This is a genomic window from Paraburkholderia flava, from assembly GCF_004359985.1.
Lineage (GTDB): Bacteria > Pseudomonadota > Gammaproteobacteria > Burkholderiales > Burkholderiaceae > Paraburkholderia > Paraburkholderia flava.
Genome location: NZ_SMRO01000001.1, coordinates 2,167,468 through 2,185,556 on the forward strand (window position 1 = coordinate 2,167,468; position 18,089 = coordinate 2,185,556).

At 63.4% G+C, this 18,089-nt stretch carries 13 protein-coding genes and 1 pseudogene; 11 read left to right on the forward strand and 3 right to left on the reverse strand.

Annotated elements, in window-relative coordinates; all coding sequences use genetic code 11:
- Window positions 1–137: 137 nt before the first annotated feature.
- Window positions 138–818 (reverse strand): GntR family transcriptional regulator, encoded by a 681-nt coding sequence (locus tag E1748_RS09620; protein WP_133646854.1) that lies wholly within the window; start codon window positions 816–818, stop codon window positions 138–140.
- A 223-nt stretch (window positions 819–1,041) separates the two neighbouring features.
- On the opposite strand from E1748_RS09620, the gene E1748_RS09625 reads away from it, so the two are divergent.
- From E1748_RS09625 to E1748_RS32140, 8 genes and pseudogenes are all read left to right on the forward strand, one after another.
- Window positions 1,042–2,454, forward strand: coding sequence for an MFS transporter (locus tag E1748_RS09625; protein ID WP_133646855.1), 1,413 nt, complete (start codon window positions 1,042–1,044; stop codon window positions 2,452–2,454).
- The gene (locus tag E1748_RS09630; RefSeq protein WP_133646856.1) at window positions 2,451–3,806 is read left to right on the forward strand and encodes an MmgE/PrpD family protein; all 1,356 of its coding nucleotides are present in this window, start codon (window positions 2,451–2,453) and stop codon (window positions 3,804–3,806) included. Before E1748_RS09625 ends, E1748_RS09630 begins: the two co-directional genes overlap by 4 nt.
- Window positions 3,799–4,533, forward strand: a complete 735-nt coding sequence (locus tag E1748_RS09635; protein ID WP_133646857.1) for an MmgE/PrpD family protein — start codon at window positions 3,799–3,801, stop codon at window positions 4,531–4,533. The genes E1748_RS09630 and E1748_RS09635 overlap by 8 nt, the downstream gene beginning before the upstream one ends.
- 323 nt (window positions 4,534–4,856) lie before the next feature.
- A complete protein-coding gene (gene aldA / locus E1748_RS09640; protein WP_133646858.1) occupies window positions 4,857–6,278 on the forward strand; it encodes an aldehyde dehydrogenase in 1,422 nt (473 codons plus the stop codon).
- Window positions 6,279–6,416: 138 nt separating this feature from the next.
- The gene (locus E1748_RS09645) at window positions 6,417–7,697 is read left to right on the forward strand and encodes an MFS transporter (protein ID WP_133647321.1); all 1,281 of its coding nucleotides are present in this window, start codon (window positions 6,417–6,419) and stop codon (window positions 7,695–7,697) included.
- Between the two features lie 3 nt (window positions 7,698–7,700).
- The gene (locus E1748_RS09650) at window positions 7,701–8,918 is read left to right on the forward strand and encodes a mandelate racemase/muconate lactonizing enzyme family protein (RefSeq protein ID WP_133646859.1); all 1,218 of its coding nucleotides are present in this window, start codon (window positions 7,701–7,703) and stop codon (window positions 8,916–8,918) included.
- Window positions 8,919–8,934: 16 nt separating this feature from the next.
- Entirely contained in the window at window positions 8,935–10,635 is a 1,701-nt protein-coding gene (locus tag E1748_RS09655) for a GMC family oxidoreductase (protein WP_133646860.1), read from the forward strand.
- A gap of 791 nt (window positions 10,636–11,426) precedes the next feature.
- A pseudogene (locus E1748_RS32140) lies at window positions 11,427–13,697 on the forward strand (ESPR-type extended signal peptide-containing protein); the annotation flags it as partial.
- Here the strand turns inward: E1748_RS32140 and E1748_RS32145 are convergent.
- A complete protein-coding gene (locus E1748_RS32145) occupies window positions 13,685–13,918 on the reverse strand; it encodes a hypothetical protein (protein WP_240766541.1) in 234 nt (77 codons plus the stop codon). The pseudogene E1748_RS32140 and the gene E1748_RS32145 sit on opposite strands and share 13 nt — an antisense overlap.
- On the opposite strand from E1748_RS32145, the gene E1748_RS32150 reads away from it, so the two are divergent.
- Window positions 13,917–14,909, forward strand: coding sequence for a YadA family autotransporter adhesin (locus E1748_RS32150; RefSeq protein WP_240766535.1), 993 nt, complete (start codon window positions 13,917–13,919; stop codon window positions 14,907–14,909). The two genes, E1748_RS32145 and E1748_RS32150, sit on opposite strands and share 2 nt — an antisense overlap.
- Window positions 14,910–14,961: 52 nt before the next feature.
- Here the strand turns inward: E1748_RS32150 and E1748_RS09665 are convergent, their stop codons facing one another.
- The gene (locus tag E1748_RS09665; RefSeq protein WP_133647322.1) at window positions 14,962–15,924 is read right to left on the reverse strand and encodes a cupin domain-containing protein; all 963 of its coding nucleotides are present in this window, start codon (window positions 15,922–15,924) and stop codon (window positions 14,962–14,964) included.
- 121 nt (window positions 15,925–16,045) lie between these two features.
- Here E1748_RS09665 and E1748_RS09670 point away from each other — a divergent pair, with 121 nt between their 5' ends.
- Both E1748_RS09670 and E1748_RS09675 read left to right on the forward strand, forming a co-directional pair.
- Window positions 16,046–16,585 (forward strand): carboxymuconolactone decarboxylase family protein, encoded by a 540-nt coding sequence (locus tag E1748_RS09670; RefSeq protein ID WP_133646862.1) that lies wholly within the window; start codon window positions 16,046–16,048, stop codon window positions 16,583–16,585.
- A gap of 106 nt (window positions 16,586–16,691) precedes the next feature.
- Window positions 16,692–18,086, forward strand: coding sequence for a mercuric reductase (locus E1748_RS09675; RefSeq protein ID WP_133646863.1), 1,395 nt, complete (start codon window positions 16,692–16,694; stop codon window positions 18,084–18,086).
- Window positions 18,087–18,089 lie beyond the last annotated feature (3 nt).

The window sequence follows — 18,089 nt, forward strand, 5'->3', positions numbered from 1 at the left end:
GCGGGCGGCGGGTTAGACATACAGGCCATACAGGCCACACCGGCCGCGCGCGGAGTGAAGCAGGGACTGCCGATCCACGGGATGTTAGCAGGGAAGCACACCGCGCGACGCGCAGCAGGCCCTTTGCAAGGTGCCTGTCAGACGGGCCCCTGCCACGATGCTTCGATCGCTTTCAGCGCGCTCAGCACGATCGAACGGTTGAGCGCCGCGGCCAGCGTGCCGTCGCGCTCCGCGTAGGCTTCGCAAAGCCGTTGATGATCGGCGCACGAACGCTCGATCCGCCCCGGTAGCGATGTGCTCAAATGCCGCAGGCGATTGGTCCGCATCCGCATCGAGTCGAGCACTTCCTTGAAGATCGCGTTGCCGCAGACGCGCAGCTCTTCGTCACGGAACGCGACGTTGGCCCAGAAGTAGCCGTCGACGTCGTGCTTCGCCGCCGCATCGGCGAGACGTTGGTGCGCTTGCCATAGCGCCGCGATGTCGGCGTCGGTCGCGCAGTCGGCGATCGCGAGCGACACCTGCGCATACAGCACCGCGCGCAGCTGATACAGCTCGCGCACCGACTTCAGACTCACCGCCGACACACGCGGCCGCCGTCTCGGCGACCAGTCGACGAGCCCTTCGCGGCTCAGCACGAACAGCGCCTCGCGCACCGGCGTGCGGCTGACCTTGAAGCGCTTCGCGAGATCGACCGAATTCAGGTCGTCGCCTGGCGCGAGCCGCCCTTCGATGATGCCGCGCGCAACCCAGTCCACGATTTCCGCGACCGGCGACGCGTCGTTCGCATCGCCTTCCGCTTCTTCACCATATCCGTCCATTCCTCTCCCTCGGTGCCGACGCATTTGTGCCGGTGCATGCCGCCCATTCCGGTCGCGGATTCTAGCAGGCGCCTCGCGACCGATCCGGAAGCAGCCGACGCCCAACGTCAAACTGTCGACATTTTGCGCGGTTAACCTTGTTTCAAGTGAGATATATCGAATACACTTTGCCAAAGTGTCGACACTAAGACAAAGAACACCCATTGGCTACTCAGGAGACGTCATGTTTATCGAGAAGGAAATTGCCGGCCACGCCCGCACCGGCGCGAGCGTGTCGGCGCGGCTGGACCGATTACCGCCGACCCGCTATTTCAGCGGCCTGGTCGCGCGCATCGCGACCGGCGGCTGGTTCGAGTTCTATGAAATGTTCATGGCGGCGTACATCGCGCTCGGGCTGATCCACAGCGGTCTGTATCGCGCGACGACGGATGGCCTGTTCGACGTGAACGGCTTCGCGAGCTTTCTCGGCGCGTTCTTCGCGGGGATGTTCATCGGCACCGTTGCGCTGGGCGGCATCACGGACCGGCTCGGCCGGCGCGCGGTGTTCACCTGCGCGATGCTCATCTATTCAGTGGCGACGTTCATCGCGGCGTTCCAGAACGGACCGCTCGCGATGGACTTCTGGCGCTTCATCGCGGGCATCGGTATCGGCGTGCAGTTGATCACTGTCGACACCTACATCTCCGAACTGACGCCGCACCACACGCGTGGCCGCTACATGGCGTTCAGCATTCTCGTGATCCTCACGTCGGTGCCGGTCGTCGCGGTGCTGTCGTACCTGCTGGTGCCGCACGTGCTGTTCGGTCTCGAAGGCTGGCGCTGGGTGATGATCATCGGCTCGGCGGGCGCGATCCTGATCTGGGTCATGCGCCGCGGACTGCCCGAGTCGCCGCGCTGGCTCGAAAGCAAAGGCCGGCATGAAGAAGCCCGCGCGATCGTCGATGCGATCGAGCAACGCGTGATCGCCGAAACGGGCAAGCCGCTCGCGCCGCCCGCAGTGCATGCCGCTGAGCCGCCGGCATCCGGCAACGTGTCGTTCGGCGAGATGTGGAAGGGGCAGTACTTCAAGCGCACTGTGATGCTGTCGTGCTTCAACTTCTTCCAGACCTTCGGCGTGTACGGCTTCGGTTCATGGGTGCCGGTGCTGCTCTACACGAAGGGCATCACGCTTACGCATTCGCTGCTGTACACGATGGTGATCGCGTTCGCGACGCCGCTCGGTGCGGTCGGCGCGATGTACTGCGCGGAGCGTTTCCAGCGCAAGTGGCAGCTGGTCGGCTGCGCGATCGTGGTGGCGGTTGCAGGCACGCTGTTCGGCTTCGTCCGCGAGCCGGTGCCGATCCTGCTGTTCGGTTGTGCCGTGACGATCGCGAACAACTGGCTGATCGGCATCTTCCACACGTATCAGGCAGAACTCTATCCGACGCGAATCCGCGCCCGCGCGGTCGGCTTCGTGTTCAGCTGGAGCCGCGTCAGTTCCATCTTCGTCGGTTTCTGGGTCGCCGCCTTGCTCAAGCATTTCGGTGTCCCGGCTGTGTTCGTGCTGATTTCATCGGCCATGTTCGTCATCGTCGTGATGGTGGGGGCGTTCGGTCCTCGCACCAACGGCATTCGTCTTGAGGAGTTGTCCCAATGAGTTCCATTGCCGCCGCCTTCGCGCACGGCCTCCATACGCTGGCCCAACGGCCGCTGTCCGCCGAAGTGGCCGCCGAGGCACGCCGTTCCCTGATCAACGTGATCGGCACGTCGATCGGCGCATCGAAACATCAAGGTGTCGACGCGATCCTCGCTGCCGCTCGCGATCTCGGTGCCGAGCCGGCCGTGCCGGTGCTCGGCCGCACTGAACTCGTCGATGTGCATTTCGCGGCGCTCGCGACCGGCTTCGCGGGCCACCTCGACGATTTCGACGACACCCATCTTGCGACCGTGATCCATCCGGCCGCATCGGTACTTGCCGTGCTGAGCGCGCTCGCACCGTCGACGCAACCGACCGGCGCGCAGACGCTCACTGCATTCGCGCTCGGTTGCGAAGCGCAATTGCGGGTCGGCGTGTCGATCTCGCCGGAGCACTACGATCGCGGCTGGCACATCACGGGTACGTGTGGTGTGATCGGCTGCGCGGTTGCGGCTTCGTTGCTGCTCGGTCTCGACGAGGCGACGCTCGCGCAGGCGGTGTCGATTGCCGCGTCGATGTTCGTCGGCCAGCGCGAAGCGTTCGGCACGATGACCAAGCCGTATCACCCGGGCAAGGCTGCGTCGAACGGCATCGCTGCCGCGCGGCTCGCGCAGCAGGGACAGCGCGCAGTCGACGACGTGTTCGAAGCGGCAGGCGGCTATTCGCATTCGCTGTCGACGAAAGTCGATTTCGACTTGATGAACGGTGCGATGGGCGAGCGTTGGGAACTGCTGTCGAACACGTACAAGCCGTACCCGTGCGGGATCGTCGCGCACCCGGCAATCGATGCGGGGCTCGCGCTGTCCGAGAAGATCGACGACGCTGCATCGATCGAATCGATCACGCTGCGCTGCCATCCACTCGTGCCCGAACTGATGGGCAATCCGCAGCCGAAGGACGGACTGCAGGCACGCTTTAGCGCGATCCACGGCGTCGCTGCCGCACTGTGCGACAAGCGCGTCGGCCTCGCGCAGTACGAGGACGCGCGCGTCGTGCAGGCGGATGTATCGACGGTGCGCGCGAAGACGAAGCTCGTGCCGGACACGTCGGTGAATCGCGACGAAGTGTTCATCGAAGCACGGCTCGCGAACGGCAGCACGGTTTCTCATCACGTCGAGCACGCACGCGGCAGCTTCGCGCGACCGCTGACCGCCACCGAACTGATGGACAAGGTGCGCCTGCTGATCGACCCGCAACTGGGCGACGGCACGACCGACAAGATCGCCGCTGCTGTGCACGCTCTGGAAACGGCCGCCGATCCCTGCGCTCTGTTCGAACTCTGTCTCCCTTCGAAGGAATTGAATCATGCATGACACCGTTGCCCATTCCGCTGTTTCCGATGCGCTGGTGAAATTCGCGCTGGGTCCGGCGCCCGAGCATGCGGCCGCTGCACTCGAGTCCGCGCGACGTGCAGTCGCGCATGCACGCACGCGCACCGCGAACGCAGGCGACGCGCAGCAGGACGTCGCGCGGCTGCTGCGCACGCAGGGCTCGCAACACGATGCACGTGTGCAGGCCTGGACGCTCGGCGCACTGCTGGCCGGCGATGCGCCTGCTTCTTCATCGGCGGCTATCGTCGCTGCTGCAGTGACGCTCGGCGATCGACTCTCCGCGACGGAAAAGGATATCGCCGCCGCGGCCGCGATCGGTATCGAAGCGGCTGCGCGCGTGCAGCGCGCCGTCGACAGCAGTGAGTATCGTGCGCGCTGGAACGTCGCGTCGTCGTTGGGCGTGCTCGGTGCGGTGCTTGCGGTTGCGCGACTGCTCGGGCTCGATGAAGCGCGTACGCAGCACGCGCTCGGCGTTGCAGCGACCCAGGCTGCCGGTCTTGCGCGCAATGCGGGCGAAGCGATGGAACCGATCGAGATCGGCAAGGCTGCCGCCGATGCGATCGAGGCTGCGTTGATCGCTAAGCATGGCTTCACGAGCGCGCCGGCTTCGATCGATGGGCGGCGCGGGTTTGCTGCGTTGATGGCGTATCGGTTCGCGGCGGCGGCGATTGTCGTCGATGCTGACGCTGCGTGGGTGACGCTGCCTTAATGTAGTACTCGAAACGCGGTATCGGAGCACCGTTCGAGTGGTCCGATACCGCGTGCGCTGTCCGCGAATGGACGGCATCGCATCTCCGCTTTCCCCCCACTTCCAGTCGAAGCCGGTAAACCGGCCACACCGCGCGCCGGATCCATATCACGCGATCCGCCATCTTCCCGTTTTCAAGCATGCGTTTTCCTCATGCTCCGCCCGACTTTTAATCGTTTGTGCGGCCCCACCCGCCGAACAATACTGCCGCACATCCCCGCGGCATCGCGCCGCAAGTCCGTTCAAGCCAGGCGGGCATCGTTCGACGAGTCGGCAGCGAGACCATGCGTTCAGATCGAAATTTCATCGACGGGCAGTTCGTGCCGTCCAGCGGCGAGCGGATCGCCGTCTACAACCCCGCCACCGAAGAAGCCGTCGGGCACGTCAGTGCCGCGAGCCGCGCCGACGTCGAGCGTGCCGTGGCAGTCGCCGCGACCGCGCAGCGTGCGTGGCGCAAGCTGCCGGCCGCCGAGCGCGCCGCGCATCTGAACCGCTTCGCCGATGCGATCGTCGAGCGTGCGGTGCAGATCGGCGTCGCGCTCGCGGCCGAGTCCGGCAAGAGCGTCGCCGACGCGAGCGCCGAAGCGCGCTACGCAGCCGAGATCCTGCGCTATCACGCGCAGTGGGCACGACGCATCGAAGGCGAAATCATTCCGAGCGACAGCCCGAACGAAAACCTGTTTCTGATGCGCGAGCCGATCGGCGTCGTCGCGTGTCTGATTCCGTTCAATTTCCCGATCTACACGTTGCTGCGCAAGATCGCGCCTGCGCTGATCGCGGGCAACACTGTTGTCGTACGGCCGAGCAACAACACGCCGTGCTCCGCATTCGAGATCGCGCTCGCCGCGCAGCAGGCCGTTCTACCCGCAGGCGTGCTGAATGTGCTCGCGATGGATCACGACACCGCCGCCGTGCTGTGCACGCAGCCGTCGGTCGGCATGATTACGCTGACGGGCAGCGTCGGCGCAGGCCGCAAGGTGCTCGACTACTGCAAGGAAAACATCGCGAAGCCGTCGCTGGAACTCGGCGGCAAGACGCCGGCGATCATCGAGCCGGATGCGAATCTCGAAGCCGCTGCCGACGCGCTCGTCCGTTCGAAGACCACCCACTGCGGCCAGCTGTGCACGGCGATCGAACGCGTGTACGTGCAGCGCGGCGTGCACGATCGCTTCGTCGCGTTGCTGAAGGAGCGGATGGCTGCGCTACGCATCGGCGATCGCGCGCTCGACGACACGCGGATGGGTCCGCTCGTCAACGCAGCGGCACGCGACTCGGTGCACCGGATGGTGCAGCGCGCGGTCGAAGAGGGCGCGACGATCGAGACTGGCGGCGAGTTGCCCACGGGCCCCGGCTTCTTCTATCCGCCGACTTTGCTCAGCAATTGCCGTCAGCAGATGGAGATCGTCCAGGAAGAGATCTTCGGACCGGTACTGCCGGTGATCGCATACGACACGATCGACGACGCGCTGCGGATGGCCAACGATCATCAGTTCGGTCTGTCGTCGGTGCTCTACACCGAAAACTATCGCACGGCGATGCGCGTCGCGAACGAGATCGAAGCCGGCGAGCTGTACGTGAACCGCACGCCCGCCGATCCGTATCAAGGGTTTCATGCGGGCTGGAAACGGTCTGGGCTCGGTGGCGATGATGGTAAGCACGGGATGCTTGAGTTCACGCAGACGCGGCTGGTGGTGATGCCGTTTTGATGTGTGCGTTTGCGGCGTCCCTCGACGTCTTTTGATTCACCACAACACACCATAGCAATACCGACGGCCTGCGGTGTACCTACGCCGCAGCGATCCGTGAAGGAGACACAGTTGCAGGAATCCCTCTTAAACGACGGCATGCCGCGCATCGCCGACGCCCCAACCTCGACCGCCTCGCACCGCTACGCGCAATTGCTTCTGCTAGTGCTAGCCGCCGGCGCAATCTACCCGATCCTCTACCTGCGTCAGGTCTATCAAACGACGATGCTCGACGTGTTCGGCATCGACAACGCGCAGCTCGGTTATCTGTACTCGGTGCTTGGCATCGTGTTCTTCGTCAGCTATCTGCCGAGCGGCTGGCTCGCGGATCGCGTCGCGCCGCGTCTGTTGATCTGCTTCTCACTCGTCGCGACCGGCGCACTCGGGCTGTGGTATTCGACGGCGCCGTCGTTTCACGTACTGCTCGTGATCTTCTGCTGCTGGGGCATCACGACGGGGCTCACGTTCTGGGCGTCGGTGTTGAAGCGCGTGCGGATGATCGCGGGGCCGAACGAGCAGGGCCGCTTCTTCGGTCTGCTCGACGGCGGACGTGGCCTCGTCGAGGCATTGCTCGCCACCATCGCGCTTGCGCTGTTCGCATCGGCGGCGGCATCGGGACGTACGCCTGCGATCGGCCTGCGTCACGTGATCTATCTGTACTCGTTCACCTGCATCGGCCTCGGCGCGCTGATGAGTTTCTTCCGCGATCCTGCTGCGCCCGCAGACATAAAAGAAACCGCACGCGAGAACCGGGGGCAGTTGTGGCGCGACCTCGCATTCCTCGCGTCGATTCCGCAACTGTGGCTCGTCGCGGCGGTGGTGTTCTGCGGCTATCAGATCTTCTGGGCGACCTACAGTTTCTCCGCGTACCTGCAACAAGGCGACCTGCATCTGAGCGTCGTCGCGGCCGGCGTCGTGACGACCGCGAAGCTGTGGATGCGTCCGCTCGGCGGCATCGGCGGCGGCTATCTCGGCGACCGCTTCTCGAATCTGCGCGTGCTGATCGTCGCGATGTTCGCTGCGGTGCTCGGACTCGTCGCGCTGATCGTGCTGCCGGCTGCGCGCAGCGTCGGACTGCTCGCGTTCGTCGTGCTGTTCGTCGGCGCGATGACATATGCGATCCGCGGGCTCTACTGGACGCTGCTCGATTACTGCGCGCTACCGATGCGCATCACCGGCCTCGCGATCGGCCTCGTGTCGTTGATCGGCTATTCATCGGACATCTTCCTGCCGCTCGTGAACGGCTACGTCACGCAGCGTTTCGCCGGATTGATGGGCTACCAGATCTATTTCGCCTACGTGGCGTCGGTCGGCGCGCTGGGCTGCGTCGCTGCGCTCGCGCTGGCTCGCATGAAACATTCGAACTCGAAACCTGCATAGAACATGAAAGTCGTTTCTCTTCAGACGCACGTCGTCGCCGTCCCGCCGCCGCATCTCGGCGGCATGTACTGGATTTTCGTCACGCTGCAGACGGACTGCGGGATCGAAGGCGTCGGCGAGGTTTACGCCGCGACGTTTCACCCGGACGTGATGGTCCCTGCAATCGAGGATGCGTTCGAACGCTACCTGCTCGATCGCGATCCGCATCACGTCGAGCGCCTGTGGCGCGAAGCGTATTCGAGCGGCTTCACGCAACGCCCCGACCTGACGATGATGGGTATCGTCAGCGGCCTGGAGATGGCGTGCTGGGACATCGTCGGCAAGGCTTGCAACAAGCCGGTGTACGAACTGCTGGGCGGCGTCGTCAACGAACGTCTGCGCTCGTACACGTATCTGTATCCGAAGAACCGCGACGGCGAATACGACTACGACGACGCCGACCTCGCAGCCGAATGCGCAGCGCAGAACGCGAAGCTCGGTTTCACGGCGGTGAAGTTCGATCCGGCGGGACCGTACACCGCGTATTCGGGTCATCAGCTGTCGCTTGAAGTGCTCGACCGTTGCGAGCGCTTCTGCCGCAGCGTGCGCGAAGCGGTCGGCTCGCGTTGCGATCTGCTGTTCGGCACGCATGGACAGATGGTGCCATCGTCGGCGATCCGGCTCGCGAAGCGGCTCGAAAAGTTCGATCCGCTGTGGTTCGAAGAGCCGGTGCCGCCGGGCCAGGAACAGGCGATGGCGCAAGTCGCCGCGCACACCAGCATTCCGATTGCGGCCGGCGAACGCCTCACCACCAAGTACGAATTCTTCAAGCTGCTAGATTCACGCGCGGCGTCGATCCTGCAGATGAACGTCGGGCGCGTCGGTGGGCTGCTCGAAGCGAAGAAGATCGCGAGTCTCGCGGAGGTCTACTACGCGCAGATCGCGCCGCATCTGTACAACGGACCGATCGGCGCGGCCGCGAGCATCCAGCTCGCGGTGTGCACACCGAACTTCCTGATCCAGGAAAGCATCGGCACGTGGGATGGTTTTCACGCGCAGATTCTCAAGCAGCCGATTCAATGGGAAGACGGCTACATCATTCCGTCGAAGGCGCCGGGTCTCGGCGTCGAACTCGACATGGACGTCGTGCGCGCGCATTCGCCGTACACCGGCAAGCGCCTGCATCTGCAGATGCAGGCGCAGCCCGCCGACGTCAAGGACACGTCGCCGGCGCGCGGCTAGGCACAAGGGGATGCGGATGAACTACGACTACGTGATCGTCGGCGCGGGTTCCGCCGGCTGCATTCTCGCCGAGCGGCTGTCGGCGTCGGGACGCTATTCGGTGCTGCTGCTGGAAGCGGGCGGCCCGGACAAATCGTTCTGGTTCAAAATTCCGGTCGGCTTCGCGAAGCTGTACTACCACAAGACCTGGAACTGGATGTACTACAGCGAGCCCGAGCCGGAACTCGCGGACCGCTCGATCTACTGTCCACGCGGCAAGGTGCAGGGCGGCTCCGGGTCGATCAACGCAATGATCTACGTGCGCGGCGCCGCAGGCGATTTCGACGACTGGGCTGCCGCCGGCAATCCGGGCTGGTCGTATCGCGACGTGCTGCCGTATTTTCGCAAGCTCGAATCGCATCCGCTCGGCGACACCGAGTATCACGGTGCCGACGGCCCCGTGCGCATCACGCCGATGAAGGGTGGCGAGCATCCGATCTGCCGCAGCTTTATCGAAGGCTGCGAACAGCTTGGCTATGCGCGCAACGACGATTTCAATGGCGCGCGGCTCGAAGGCGTCGGCATCTACGATGTGAATACGCGCAACGGACGCCGCGATTCGAGCAGCGTCGCGTACCTGCATCGCGCGGGCCATCGCGACAACCTGACGATCGAACACGACGCGCATGCAACCCGTGTGCTATTCGACGGTGGTCGTGCAACCGGCGTCGAGATCGTGCAGCGCGGCGTGAAGCGGACATTTCACGCTACACGCGAAGTGATCGTCGCGGCCGGTGCAGTCGATACGCCGAAGCTGCTGCAACTGTCGGGCGTCGGTCCGCGCGCGTTGCTCGCGAAGCATGGCGTCGATGTCGTGCACGATCTACCGGCGGTTGGGCAAAACTTGCAGGACCATCTGTGCGTGAGCTTCTACTACCGCGCGCGCATACGCACGCTGAACGACGAGTTCGGCAGCTGGACCGGCAAGCTGAAGCTCGGGTTGCAGTATCTGCTGCGCCGCACGGGACCGTTCGCGATGAGCGTGAACCAGTCGGGCGGTTTCTTCCGCACGGGCTCCGCTGCCGGATCACAGCCGAACATGCAGATCTACTTCAATCCGCTGTCGTACCGGATTCCGAAGTCGAGCCGCGCGTCGCTGACGCCCGAGCCGTACTCCGGTTTTCTGGTCGCGTTCAATCCGTGCCGGCCGACGAGCCGTGGCTCGGTCGAGATCGCGTCGAACCGCGTCGAGGACGCACCGCTGATTCGCGGCAACTACCTGTCGACGCAGAAGGATCGCGACGAAGTCGTGCAGGGTAGCCGTCTGGTGCGTGAGCTGATGCAGGCGCAGGCGCTTCAGCAGGTCACGGTCGAAGAAGTGACACCGGCTGCAGAGGTCGTCGATGACGCGGACATGCTGCGCTATTTTCGCGAGCAGAGCGGGTCGATCTATCACCTGTGCGGCACCTGCGCGATGGGTCCGGACCCGCGCACGTCTGTCGTCGATGCGCGGTTGCGGGTGCATGGGATCGATGGACTGCGCGTCGTCGACGCGTCGATCTTTCCGAACATCACGTCCGGCAATACGAATGCGCCGACGATGATGGTCGCGGAGAAGGGCGCGGCGATGATCCTGGAGGATGCACAACAAGGAGAGACCGCACGGCCGGTGACGGCGGCTGCTGTGTCGCTCGATCGTGACGGGGCCGTGACGCGAGCGGCGGCGGTTTCGTCCTGAGCGACGCGTTGAAGTTTGTTTTGTCGATGCGTGACGAGGATCGCGCATCGACCGGTTTGCTGTGCTGTTTTTGAAGTTGAATCGCCATCACCTGCCCGTTGTGCCGTGCGTCGCACGGTGAACGGCGTCTGTCTTCCTGCTCGACGTCCATCGCGGCGACGTCCCGTTGTACTCCCCATCGATCGTTGCCGCTGCCGTTCCGGGCGCCCGAACCACGCGCATCCATACCATTCCGTCACGCAGCGAAATGGCTCCGTAATTATTCGGGGAAATGTTTCTCAATGTTACGAATATATCTATTCAGTATGCTTAATAAAAATTCAGAAATATCTGATTGCTCAAAATCTTTGCTGCGGATAAATTTGGCGGACTGATGTAAGCGTAAAGAATTTGAAGATATGTGAATAAGTCAATCAAGAGGCGTTAGGCTTTCATTGCATTCATGTCGTATTGCGGTGACGTAAGCATGTGCCCGTCGATCGTGGGGTTGTCCGATTAAGGCGAGCCGATGACACGCGCTTTCGGCCATCGGCGGAGTCGTGTAGCTAACGTCGTCGCACTGCCCAGCGGCCATTGTTCCGTGCCTCTCGCTCCAGAGAAATGGCGCGATTCTTTCGTCTTCTTCTCTATTTAATCGACCTGGATTTCAATGAGTTTCCGGTATGAATCCGGACGCCGTTGATCCCGTTCGTCTGCGTTTTATGTATTGCCGGGAAAACGACGGTGAGGCGAGTTCCGTCGATCTGTTTTTCCGCGCTTTTTATACGGATAACAAACCGAGGACTCCGATCATGAACAGAATTTATCGCGTCATCTGGAACAGAGGCGTGGGCCGGTATTGCGTGGTAAGCGAGGCTGCGAAGAGCCGGGGAAAGGAGAAAAGCCGGGCGACGGCATCGGCCGCGACTCCGCTGTTTTCGGCGAGCGTGAAAGCGGGACTGGTCAGGGGGATCGCTCAGGGTGTCATGGCTGTCTTTGCAATGGGCGTGCTGACCGACGCGGCATGGGCCGGGGCGATCGGCAATTGCACGGGGACGGCGGGGCAGGCGGGGAGTTCTTCCGAGGGAACGTCGTACAACTGGGGTATCGCGACCGACTGGAGCTCGGATGAAGGGAATTGCTCCACTCGGAGTGGCGTCATTATTTCGGAGAACGGCACCGCGGACGGAGGGTTAGCAGGCTCTTCCGCCTACCTGTTCGTTGGCGGTAACGCCAATGCGGCTACCGGCACGATCACGCTGTATGGGCCGAGCGGGATATCGCTGAGTGGACTGGTCTCGGTCAACAGCAACCGGATCACCAATCTTGCGGCGGGTACAGCTGCGACGGATGCGGTCAACGTCGGTCAGTTGACTTCGGTTTCAAGTTCGGTTTCTACGAGTCTTAGTTCGTTGTCTACGTCGACCTCCACGGGCGTCAGTTCACTGTCGACAGGCTTGAGCACGTCGAACAGCAACGTCACATCGCTTTCGACGGGGTTGAGTACAACCAGTAGCAACGTGGGCAGTCTGTCGACTTCAGCATCGACAGGCATCGCGTCACTGTCGACGTCGGCCTCGACCGGCATTGGTTCGCTATCGACGGGCCTTAGCACCACGACCAGCGGCATCACATCTCTGTCGAGTGGCCTGAGTACAACCGTAAGCAACATCGGGAGCCTGTCGACTGGTCTGAGCACTACGACCAGCAACGTCACCTCGCTTTCAACTGGGTTGAGTACGACCAATAGCAACGTAGGCAGTCTCTCAACGTCGGCATCGACCGGCATCGCATCACTGTCGACCTCGACGTCTACCGGCATCACGTCGCTCTCCACAGGCTTGAGCACCGCGACCAGTAACGTCACCTCGTTGTCGACCGGGCTGAGCACGACAGGTAGCAGCATCGCGAGCCTGTCGACTTCGACATCGACAGGCGTCACGTCCCTCTCTACAGGCCTGAGCACGACGACCAGTAACGTTACTTCTTTATCCACCGGCCTGAGCACGACCGCAAGCAACCTCGGTAGCCTGTCGATGTCGACTTCCACCAGCATCGGTTCGCTGTCGACGGGGCTGAGCACGTCGAACAGCAACGTCACGTCGCTTTCAACGGGGCTGAGCACGACCAGCAGCAACGTAGGTAGTTTGTCGACCTCAGCGTCGACCGGTATCGCATCGTTGTCGACATCAACCTCGACGAGTGTCGGTTCACTGTCGACTGGTCTGAGCACAACGACCAGCAACTTCACGTCGCTTTCAACGGGGTTGAGCACGACCACCAGTAGCGTAGGCAGTTTGTCGACCTCAGCGTCGACCGGTATCGCATCGTTGTCGACATCAACCTCGACGAGCATCGGTTCACTATCGACAGGCCTGAGCACTACGACCAGCAACATCACTTCGCTTTCGACGGGACTGAGTACGACCAGCAGCACCGTGGGCAGTTTGTCGACGTCGACCTCCACCGGCATCGGCTCACTCTCGACCGGTCTTAGCACGACAGGTAGCAGCGTCACGAGTTTGTCGACGTCGACATCGACGGGCCTCACGTCCCTCTCCACCGGCCTGAGCACGACGACCAGCAACGTCACCTCTCTATCGACGGGTCTGAGCACAACCGCAAGCAACCTCGGCAGCCTGTCGACGTCGACGTCCACCGGCCTGAGCACCACAACCAGCAACGTCACATCACTCTCAACAGGCCTGAGCACAACCAACAGCAACGTCGCCTCGCTCTCAACAGGCCTCAGCACGACCACCAGCAACATCGGCAGCCTGTCCACCTCGACGTCGACCGCACTCGGCACACTCACCACCGACGTCGGCTCGCTGTCCACCGGCCTCAGCACCACCGGCAGCGCAGTCAGCAGCCTGTCGACGACCACGTCTTCCAGCCTCGGCTCGCTGTCGACCGGAATCAGCGCACTGTCGACGGGCGTCGCCAATTCCGTTCAGTACGACGACCCCTCGCACACGAGCATCACGCTCGGCGGCGTCGGCGCCAACGCGCCGGTTCGCCTGACCAACGTCGCCGCCGGCTCGAATCCGACCGATGCGGTCAACGTGGGTCAACTGTCTTCGCTGTCGTCGTCGGTGACGTTCGCGATCAATTCGCTGTCGACCGGTCTGAGCACGACGAATAGCAACGTGGGAAGCCTCTCGACGTCGACTTCGACCGGCATCACGTCGTTGTCCACGTCGAGTTCGACGAGCATCGGTTCGCTGTCGACGGGATTGAGTTCGTCCGTGGTCAGCCTGTCCACGGCGACATCGTCGAGCATCGGCTCGCTGTCCACGGGCATGACCTCGTTGTCGACCGGCATGACGTCGCTGTCCACCAGCCTGAGCACGATCGGCAGCTCGGTGGCGAGCGGTGCGGGAGGAGGCGGTGGCGGCGCGGTGGCCGCGAGTCTGTCGACTTCGCTTGCCCCGCTAAACGATGCATCCACGGCCGCAGCCGCGCATGGTGCGGCACTCGGCGCCACGCTGACGGGCGGTGTCGCGACTAACGGCAACGCCACCACGCAGGGGCGCGGCACGGGCAACACCGCGACGCAGACCATTCAGGCGGCCGGCTGCGGCGTCGCGAACGGCGTGGACAGCACGGCGACCGGGTTGTGTGCGAGCGCGGGTACGATCGCCGGCGTCAACGGCGCGACCACGACGAAGACGGCTACCGGCGCAACCGCGTACGGTTCGCAGTCGCTTGCGCAGGACTCGAACAGCACGGCGATCGGTTTCCGCTCTACTGCGCAATTCGACGGTTCGGTCGCGATCGGCTATCAGGCGCAGGCGATCGCCGATCCGGCGACCGCAGTCGGCGCGAACTCGCTGGCGTCAGGCGACAACTCGGTCGCGCTCGGCGCAAACGCACAGGCGACCGCCGCGAATTCGGTCGCGCTGGGCGCGGGCTCGGTGGCCGATCAGGCGAACACGGTCTCGGTCGGCTCGCCGGGCAACGAGCGCCGCATCACGAACGTCGCGCCCGGCGTCGCGCCGACCGATGCGGTCAACCTGTCGCAGTTGCAGGGCGTGCAGGGCAATATCAACGACGTGGCCCGTCATGCGTACTCCGGGATCGCGATGGCCATGGCGATGTCCGGCACCTATCTGCCGACGCTCAACGCCGGCGAGCAGACGCTCGGTGTCGGAATGGGCGGCTACGAAGGCTACGGTGCGATCGCGTTCACGTTCAAGGGATTGTCGGGCAACGGTCGATGGGGATACGGCGCAGGCGTCTCGACGACCGGGCACGACGTCGGATTCAACGCAGGCGTTGGCTGGAAGTGGTGAGCGTGATGTGATGCGACGTGCGCTCGTGGATTCGATACGGGCGTGCGTCGCACTACCCCCGCTGCAAATTCCCACCCGACGCACGCCACCGCGCCGGCGACACGCCGATCTGCCGCTTGAACACACGCTGAAACGCAGCCATCGATTGATAGCCCACCGACTCGCCGATCTCGGCGACGGGCGTTTCGGTGTTCAACAGCATGCGACCCGCGAGGGTCATGCGAACCTCGGTCAGCACATCGGCGGCAGAGCGGCCGATCGCTTCCTGAAACTGCCGGATGAACGTCGCGCGCGACATATGGCAGCGCGCCGATAACTGATCCAGCGTCCACGGTTCGCCGGGTGCCTCGAACATCACGTCGATGGCCGGTTGCAGACGAGGCTTCCGCGATAGCGCAAGCAGACCATGCGGCGGCTGCGTGCCCTCAGTCGCGAAACGCAACGTCAGCGCGAACAGCGCCGCCGACAGATGATTGACGAACATCTCGCTGCCGGGCCCCGGATCGTTCGCTTCTTCGTACATCAATTGAATCAGGCGATGCAACCGCGTACGCGCCACGGTCCGCGCCGGCGCTTCAGCATCGGCCTCCGGTTTGGGCAACGCACTGTGGACCACAAGGCGACCTGGCAGATGGTCGCGCAACAGCCGGTCCGGCACTGCGCCGAGCAGGAACCGCCCGCACAGAAAATCCACTGTCTCGCCGGCTCCTTCGTTTTCGTACACGATCAGCGATGCCTTCGGCCGTCGCGTTTCCGGCCCCGCCGTTGTGCCGCTGCCGTCGTGGATGTAGTGCGCGTTACCGGCGGGAAACAGAATGATGTCGCCGGCCGTCAACCGCTCGGGTGGTCCATTGATGTCTTCGAGAATCGCCTCGCCGGACAGCAGCACGTGATATGGAATCTCTCGCACGCCGGAAACAGCCTGATCGATTTTCCAGGGCGCGCCGAAAAGACAGCGCAACTCGAGCCGCCCGGTGACGGGTATCAACGACAGCAGTCGACTCAGCAGATCCATATCGATGGGCACGGTGGTTTGATACTTTTGAGCATAATATCGACAATATATGGCATCGTAAAGATCAAACGAGACACCTAAAGTGGAGGTTCCTAACCACCACCACTGAAGGAGTTCCACCATGAGCCGCATCACCGTTCCCGCAATCGCCACTGCCACCGGCGCCACCGCCGACGTCTACGCGCAGGTCAAGAAAATCGCCGGCGGCACCGTACCGAATCTCTTCGCTGCGGTCGGTCACGTGGCCCCGTCGACGTTGTCCACCGTGCTGGCCGCCGAAGGCACACTGGCATCCGGCAGCCTGAGCAAACAGGATCTCGAAACCATCAAGGTGCTGGTCAGCGAACGGACCGGCTGTGAGTACTGCGTCGCGGCGCACGTGATGCTCGGCAAGATGACCGGCCTGTCGGCGGACGCGCTCAAACAGATTCGCGCGGGACAGCCCACCGGCGATGCGAAGCGCGATGCGCTCGTGCGCTTCGTGCTGAATCTGCAGACGACGAGCGGCACGATCGGCGACAGCGAATTCGCCGCGATTCGCGCGGCCGGCTACACCGATACGCAACTCGCGGAGATTTCGCTGGCCGTCGCGCTGACGATCTTCACGAATACGTTCAACCGTATCAACGATACGGACATCGATTTCCCTCCGGTCAAGTAACCGAAACATCGCGACGCACACAGGCCGTCTCGCGACACGCGGCGGCCGTACCGAACCTGGTCACCCGACCGTTATCCGATTGGAGCAACCCATGTTGGAGCAACCCATGTCCCACGCTGAACATTTCGATACCGTGATCCTTGGCAGCGGCCAGGGTGGCAAACTTCTCGCCTGGCATCTTGGGCGATCCGGCCAACGCGTGGCCGTCGTCGAGCGGCAATGGGTGGGCGGTTCGTGCCCGGCCGTCGCCTGTCTGCCGAGCAAGAACGAAATCTGGAGCGCCCGCGTCGCACACATGACGCGCAACGCCGCGAACTTCGGCGCGGTCACAGGCCCGGTGATCGTCGATATGGAAAAGGTACGCGCCCGCAAGCGCGACATGGTCGAGCGCGAAGCGAAGGCACATATCGATGCGTACGCGGCGAGCGGCGCCGAACTGATCATGGGCAGCGGCCGGTTCGTCGGACCGAAGACCATCGAAGTCGAACTCAACGACGGCGGCACGCGGACGCTGAGCGGCGATCAGGTGATAGTCAATGTGGGCACGCATGCGGCGATTCCCGACGTTCCCGGACTGCGCGCGGCCGAACCACTGACCCACATCGGCTCGCTCGAACTAGGCTACGTACCCGCACATTTGATCGTGCTCGGCGGCGGTTACATCGGCATCGAAATGGCGCAGACCTATCGCCGCTTCGGCAGTCGCGTGACGATCATCGATCGCGGCGAGCGTTTGATGGCCCGCGAAGACGACGACGTCGCCGAAGAGATGTTGCGCATTCTGCGTGGCGAAGACATCGACGTGATCCTCGGCGCGCAAACGGTAAGCGTCGAAGGGCGGTCGGGATCGGGCGTCCGCGTCGCGCTGCGCACGAGCGCGGGCGAGCAGACGATCGAAGGCAGCGATCTTCTCGTCGCAGTGGGACGTGTGCCGAATACGGCGGGTATCGGGCTCGAAGCAGCCGGCATCGAGTTGAACGAGCGCGGCTTTATCCGCGTGAACGAGCGGCTGCAAACGGTTGTGCCTGGCGTGTGGGCGATCGGCGAAGCGGCGGGTAGTCCGCAGTTCACGCACGTGTCGGTCGACGACTTCAGGATCGTGCGCGACAACATGGCCGGCGGAGATCGCAAGACAAGCGACCGGTTGATCCCATACACGATGTTCACCGAGCCGCCGCTCGCGCACGTGGGTCTGAGCGAACGCGAAGCGCAGCAGAAGGGCATCGCGGTGCGCATTGCGAAGCTGCCGATGAACAACGTGCTACGTACGCTCGCAACCGACGAGTCGCAAGGCTTCATGAAAGTACTGGTCAGTGCGGACGACGACCGCATCCTCGGCTTCACGATGATCGGCGCCGAAGCCGGCGAGGTGATGGCGGCGATGCAGACGGCGATACTGGCCGGGTTGCCGTATCAAAAGCTCCGCGATGCGGTGATCTCGCATCTGACTTATGCGGAGGGGTTGGGGCCGTTGCTGGGGAAGGTGCCGGCCAGAGGGTAGGGG

What these genes read in the sequence shown, in the direction of transcription:
- E1748_RS09620 (WP_133646854.1), bottom strand. Translation starts at nt 818, where the DNA reads ATGGACGGATATGGTGAAGAAGCGGAAGGCGATGCGAACGACGCGTCG.
- E1748_RS09625 (WP_133646855.1), top strand. Translation starts at nt 1,042, where the DNA reads ATGTTTATCGAGAAGGAAATTGCCGGCCACGCCCGCACCGGCGCGAGC.
- E1748_RS09630 (WP_133646856.1), top strand. Translation starts at nt 2,451, where the DNA reads ATGAGTTCCATTGCCGCCGCCTTCGCGCACGGCCTCCATACGCTGGCC.
- E1748_RS09635 (WP_133646857.1), top strand. Translation starts at nt 3,799, where the DNA reads ATGCATGACACCGTTGCCCATTCCGCTGTTTCCGATGCGCTGGTGAAA.
- aldA (WP_133646858.1), top strand. Translation starts at nt 4,857, where the DNA reads ATGCGTTCAGATCGAAATTTCATCGACGGGCAGTTCGTGCCGTCCAGC.
- E1748_RS09645 (WP_133647321.1), top strand. Translation starts at nt 6,417, where the DNA reads ATGCCGCGCATCGCCGACGCCCCAACCTCGACCGCCTCGCACCGCTAC.
- E1748_RS09650 (WP_133646859.1), top strand. Translation starts at nt 7,701, where the DNA reads ATGAAAGTCGTTTCTCTTCAGACGCACGTCGTCGCCGTCCCGCCGCCG.
- E1748_RS09655 (WP_133646860.1), top strand. Translation starts at nt 8,935, where the DNA reads ATGAACTACGACTACGTGATCGTCGGCGCGGGTTCCGCCGGCTGCATT.
- E1748_RS32150 (WP_240766535.1), top strand. Translation starts at nt 13,917, where the DNA reads ATGACCTCGTTGTCGACCGGCATGACGTCGCTGTCCACCAGCCTGAGC.
- E1748_RS32145 (WP_240766541.1), bottom strand. Translation starts at nt 13,918, where the DNA reads ATGCCCGTGGACAGCGAGCCGATGCTCGACGATGTCGCCGTGGACAGG.
- E1748_RS09665 (WP_133647322.1), bottom strand. Translation starts at nt 15,924, where the DNA reads ATGGATCTGCTGAGTCGACTGCTGTCGTTGATACCCGTCACCGGGCGG.
- E1748_RS09670 (WP_133646862.1), top strand. Translation starts at nt 16,046, where the DNA reads ATGAGCCGCATCACCGTTCCCGCAATCGCCACTGCCACCGGCGCCACC.
- E1748_RS09675 (WP_133646863.1), top strand. Translation starts at nt 16,692, where the DNA reads ATGTCCCACGCTGAACATTTCGATACCGTGATCCTTGGCAGCGGCCAG.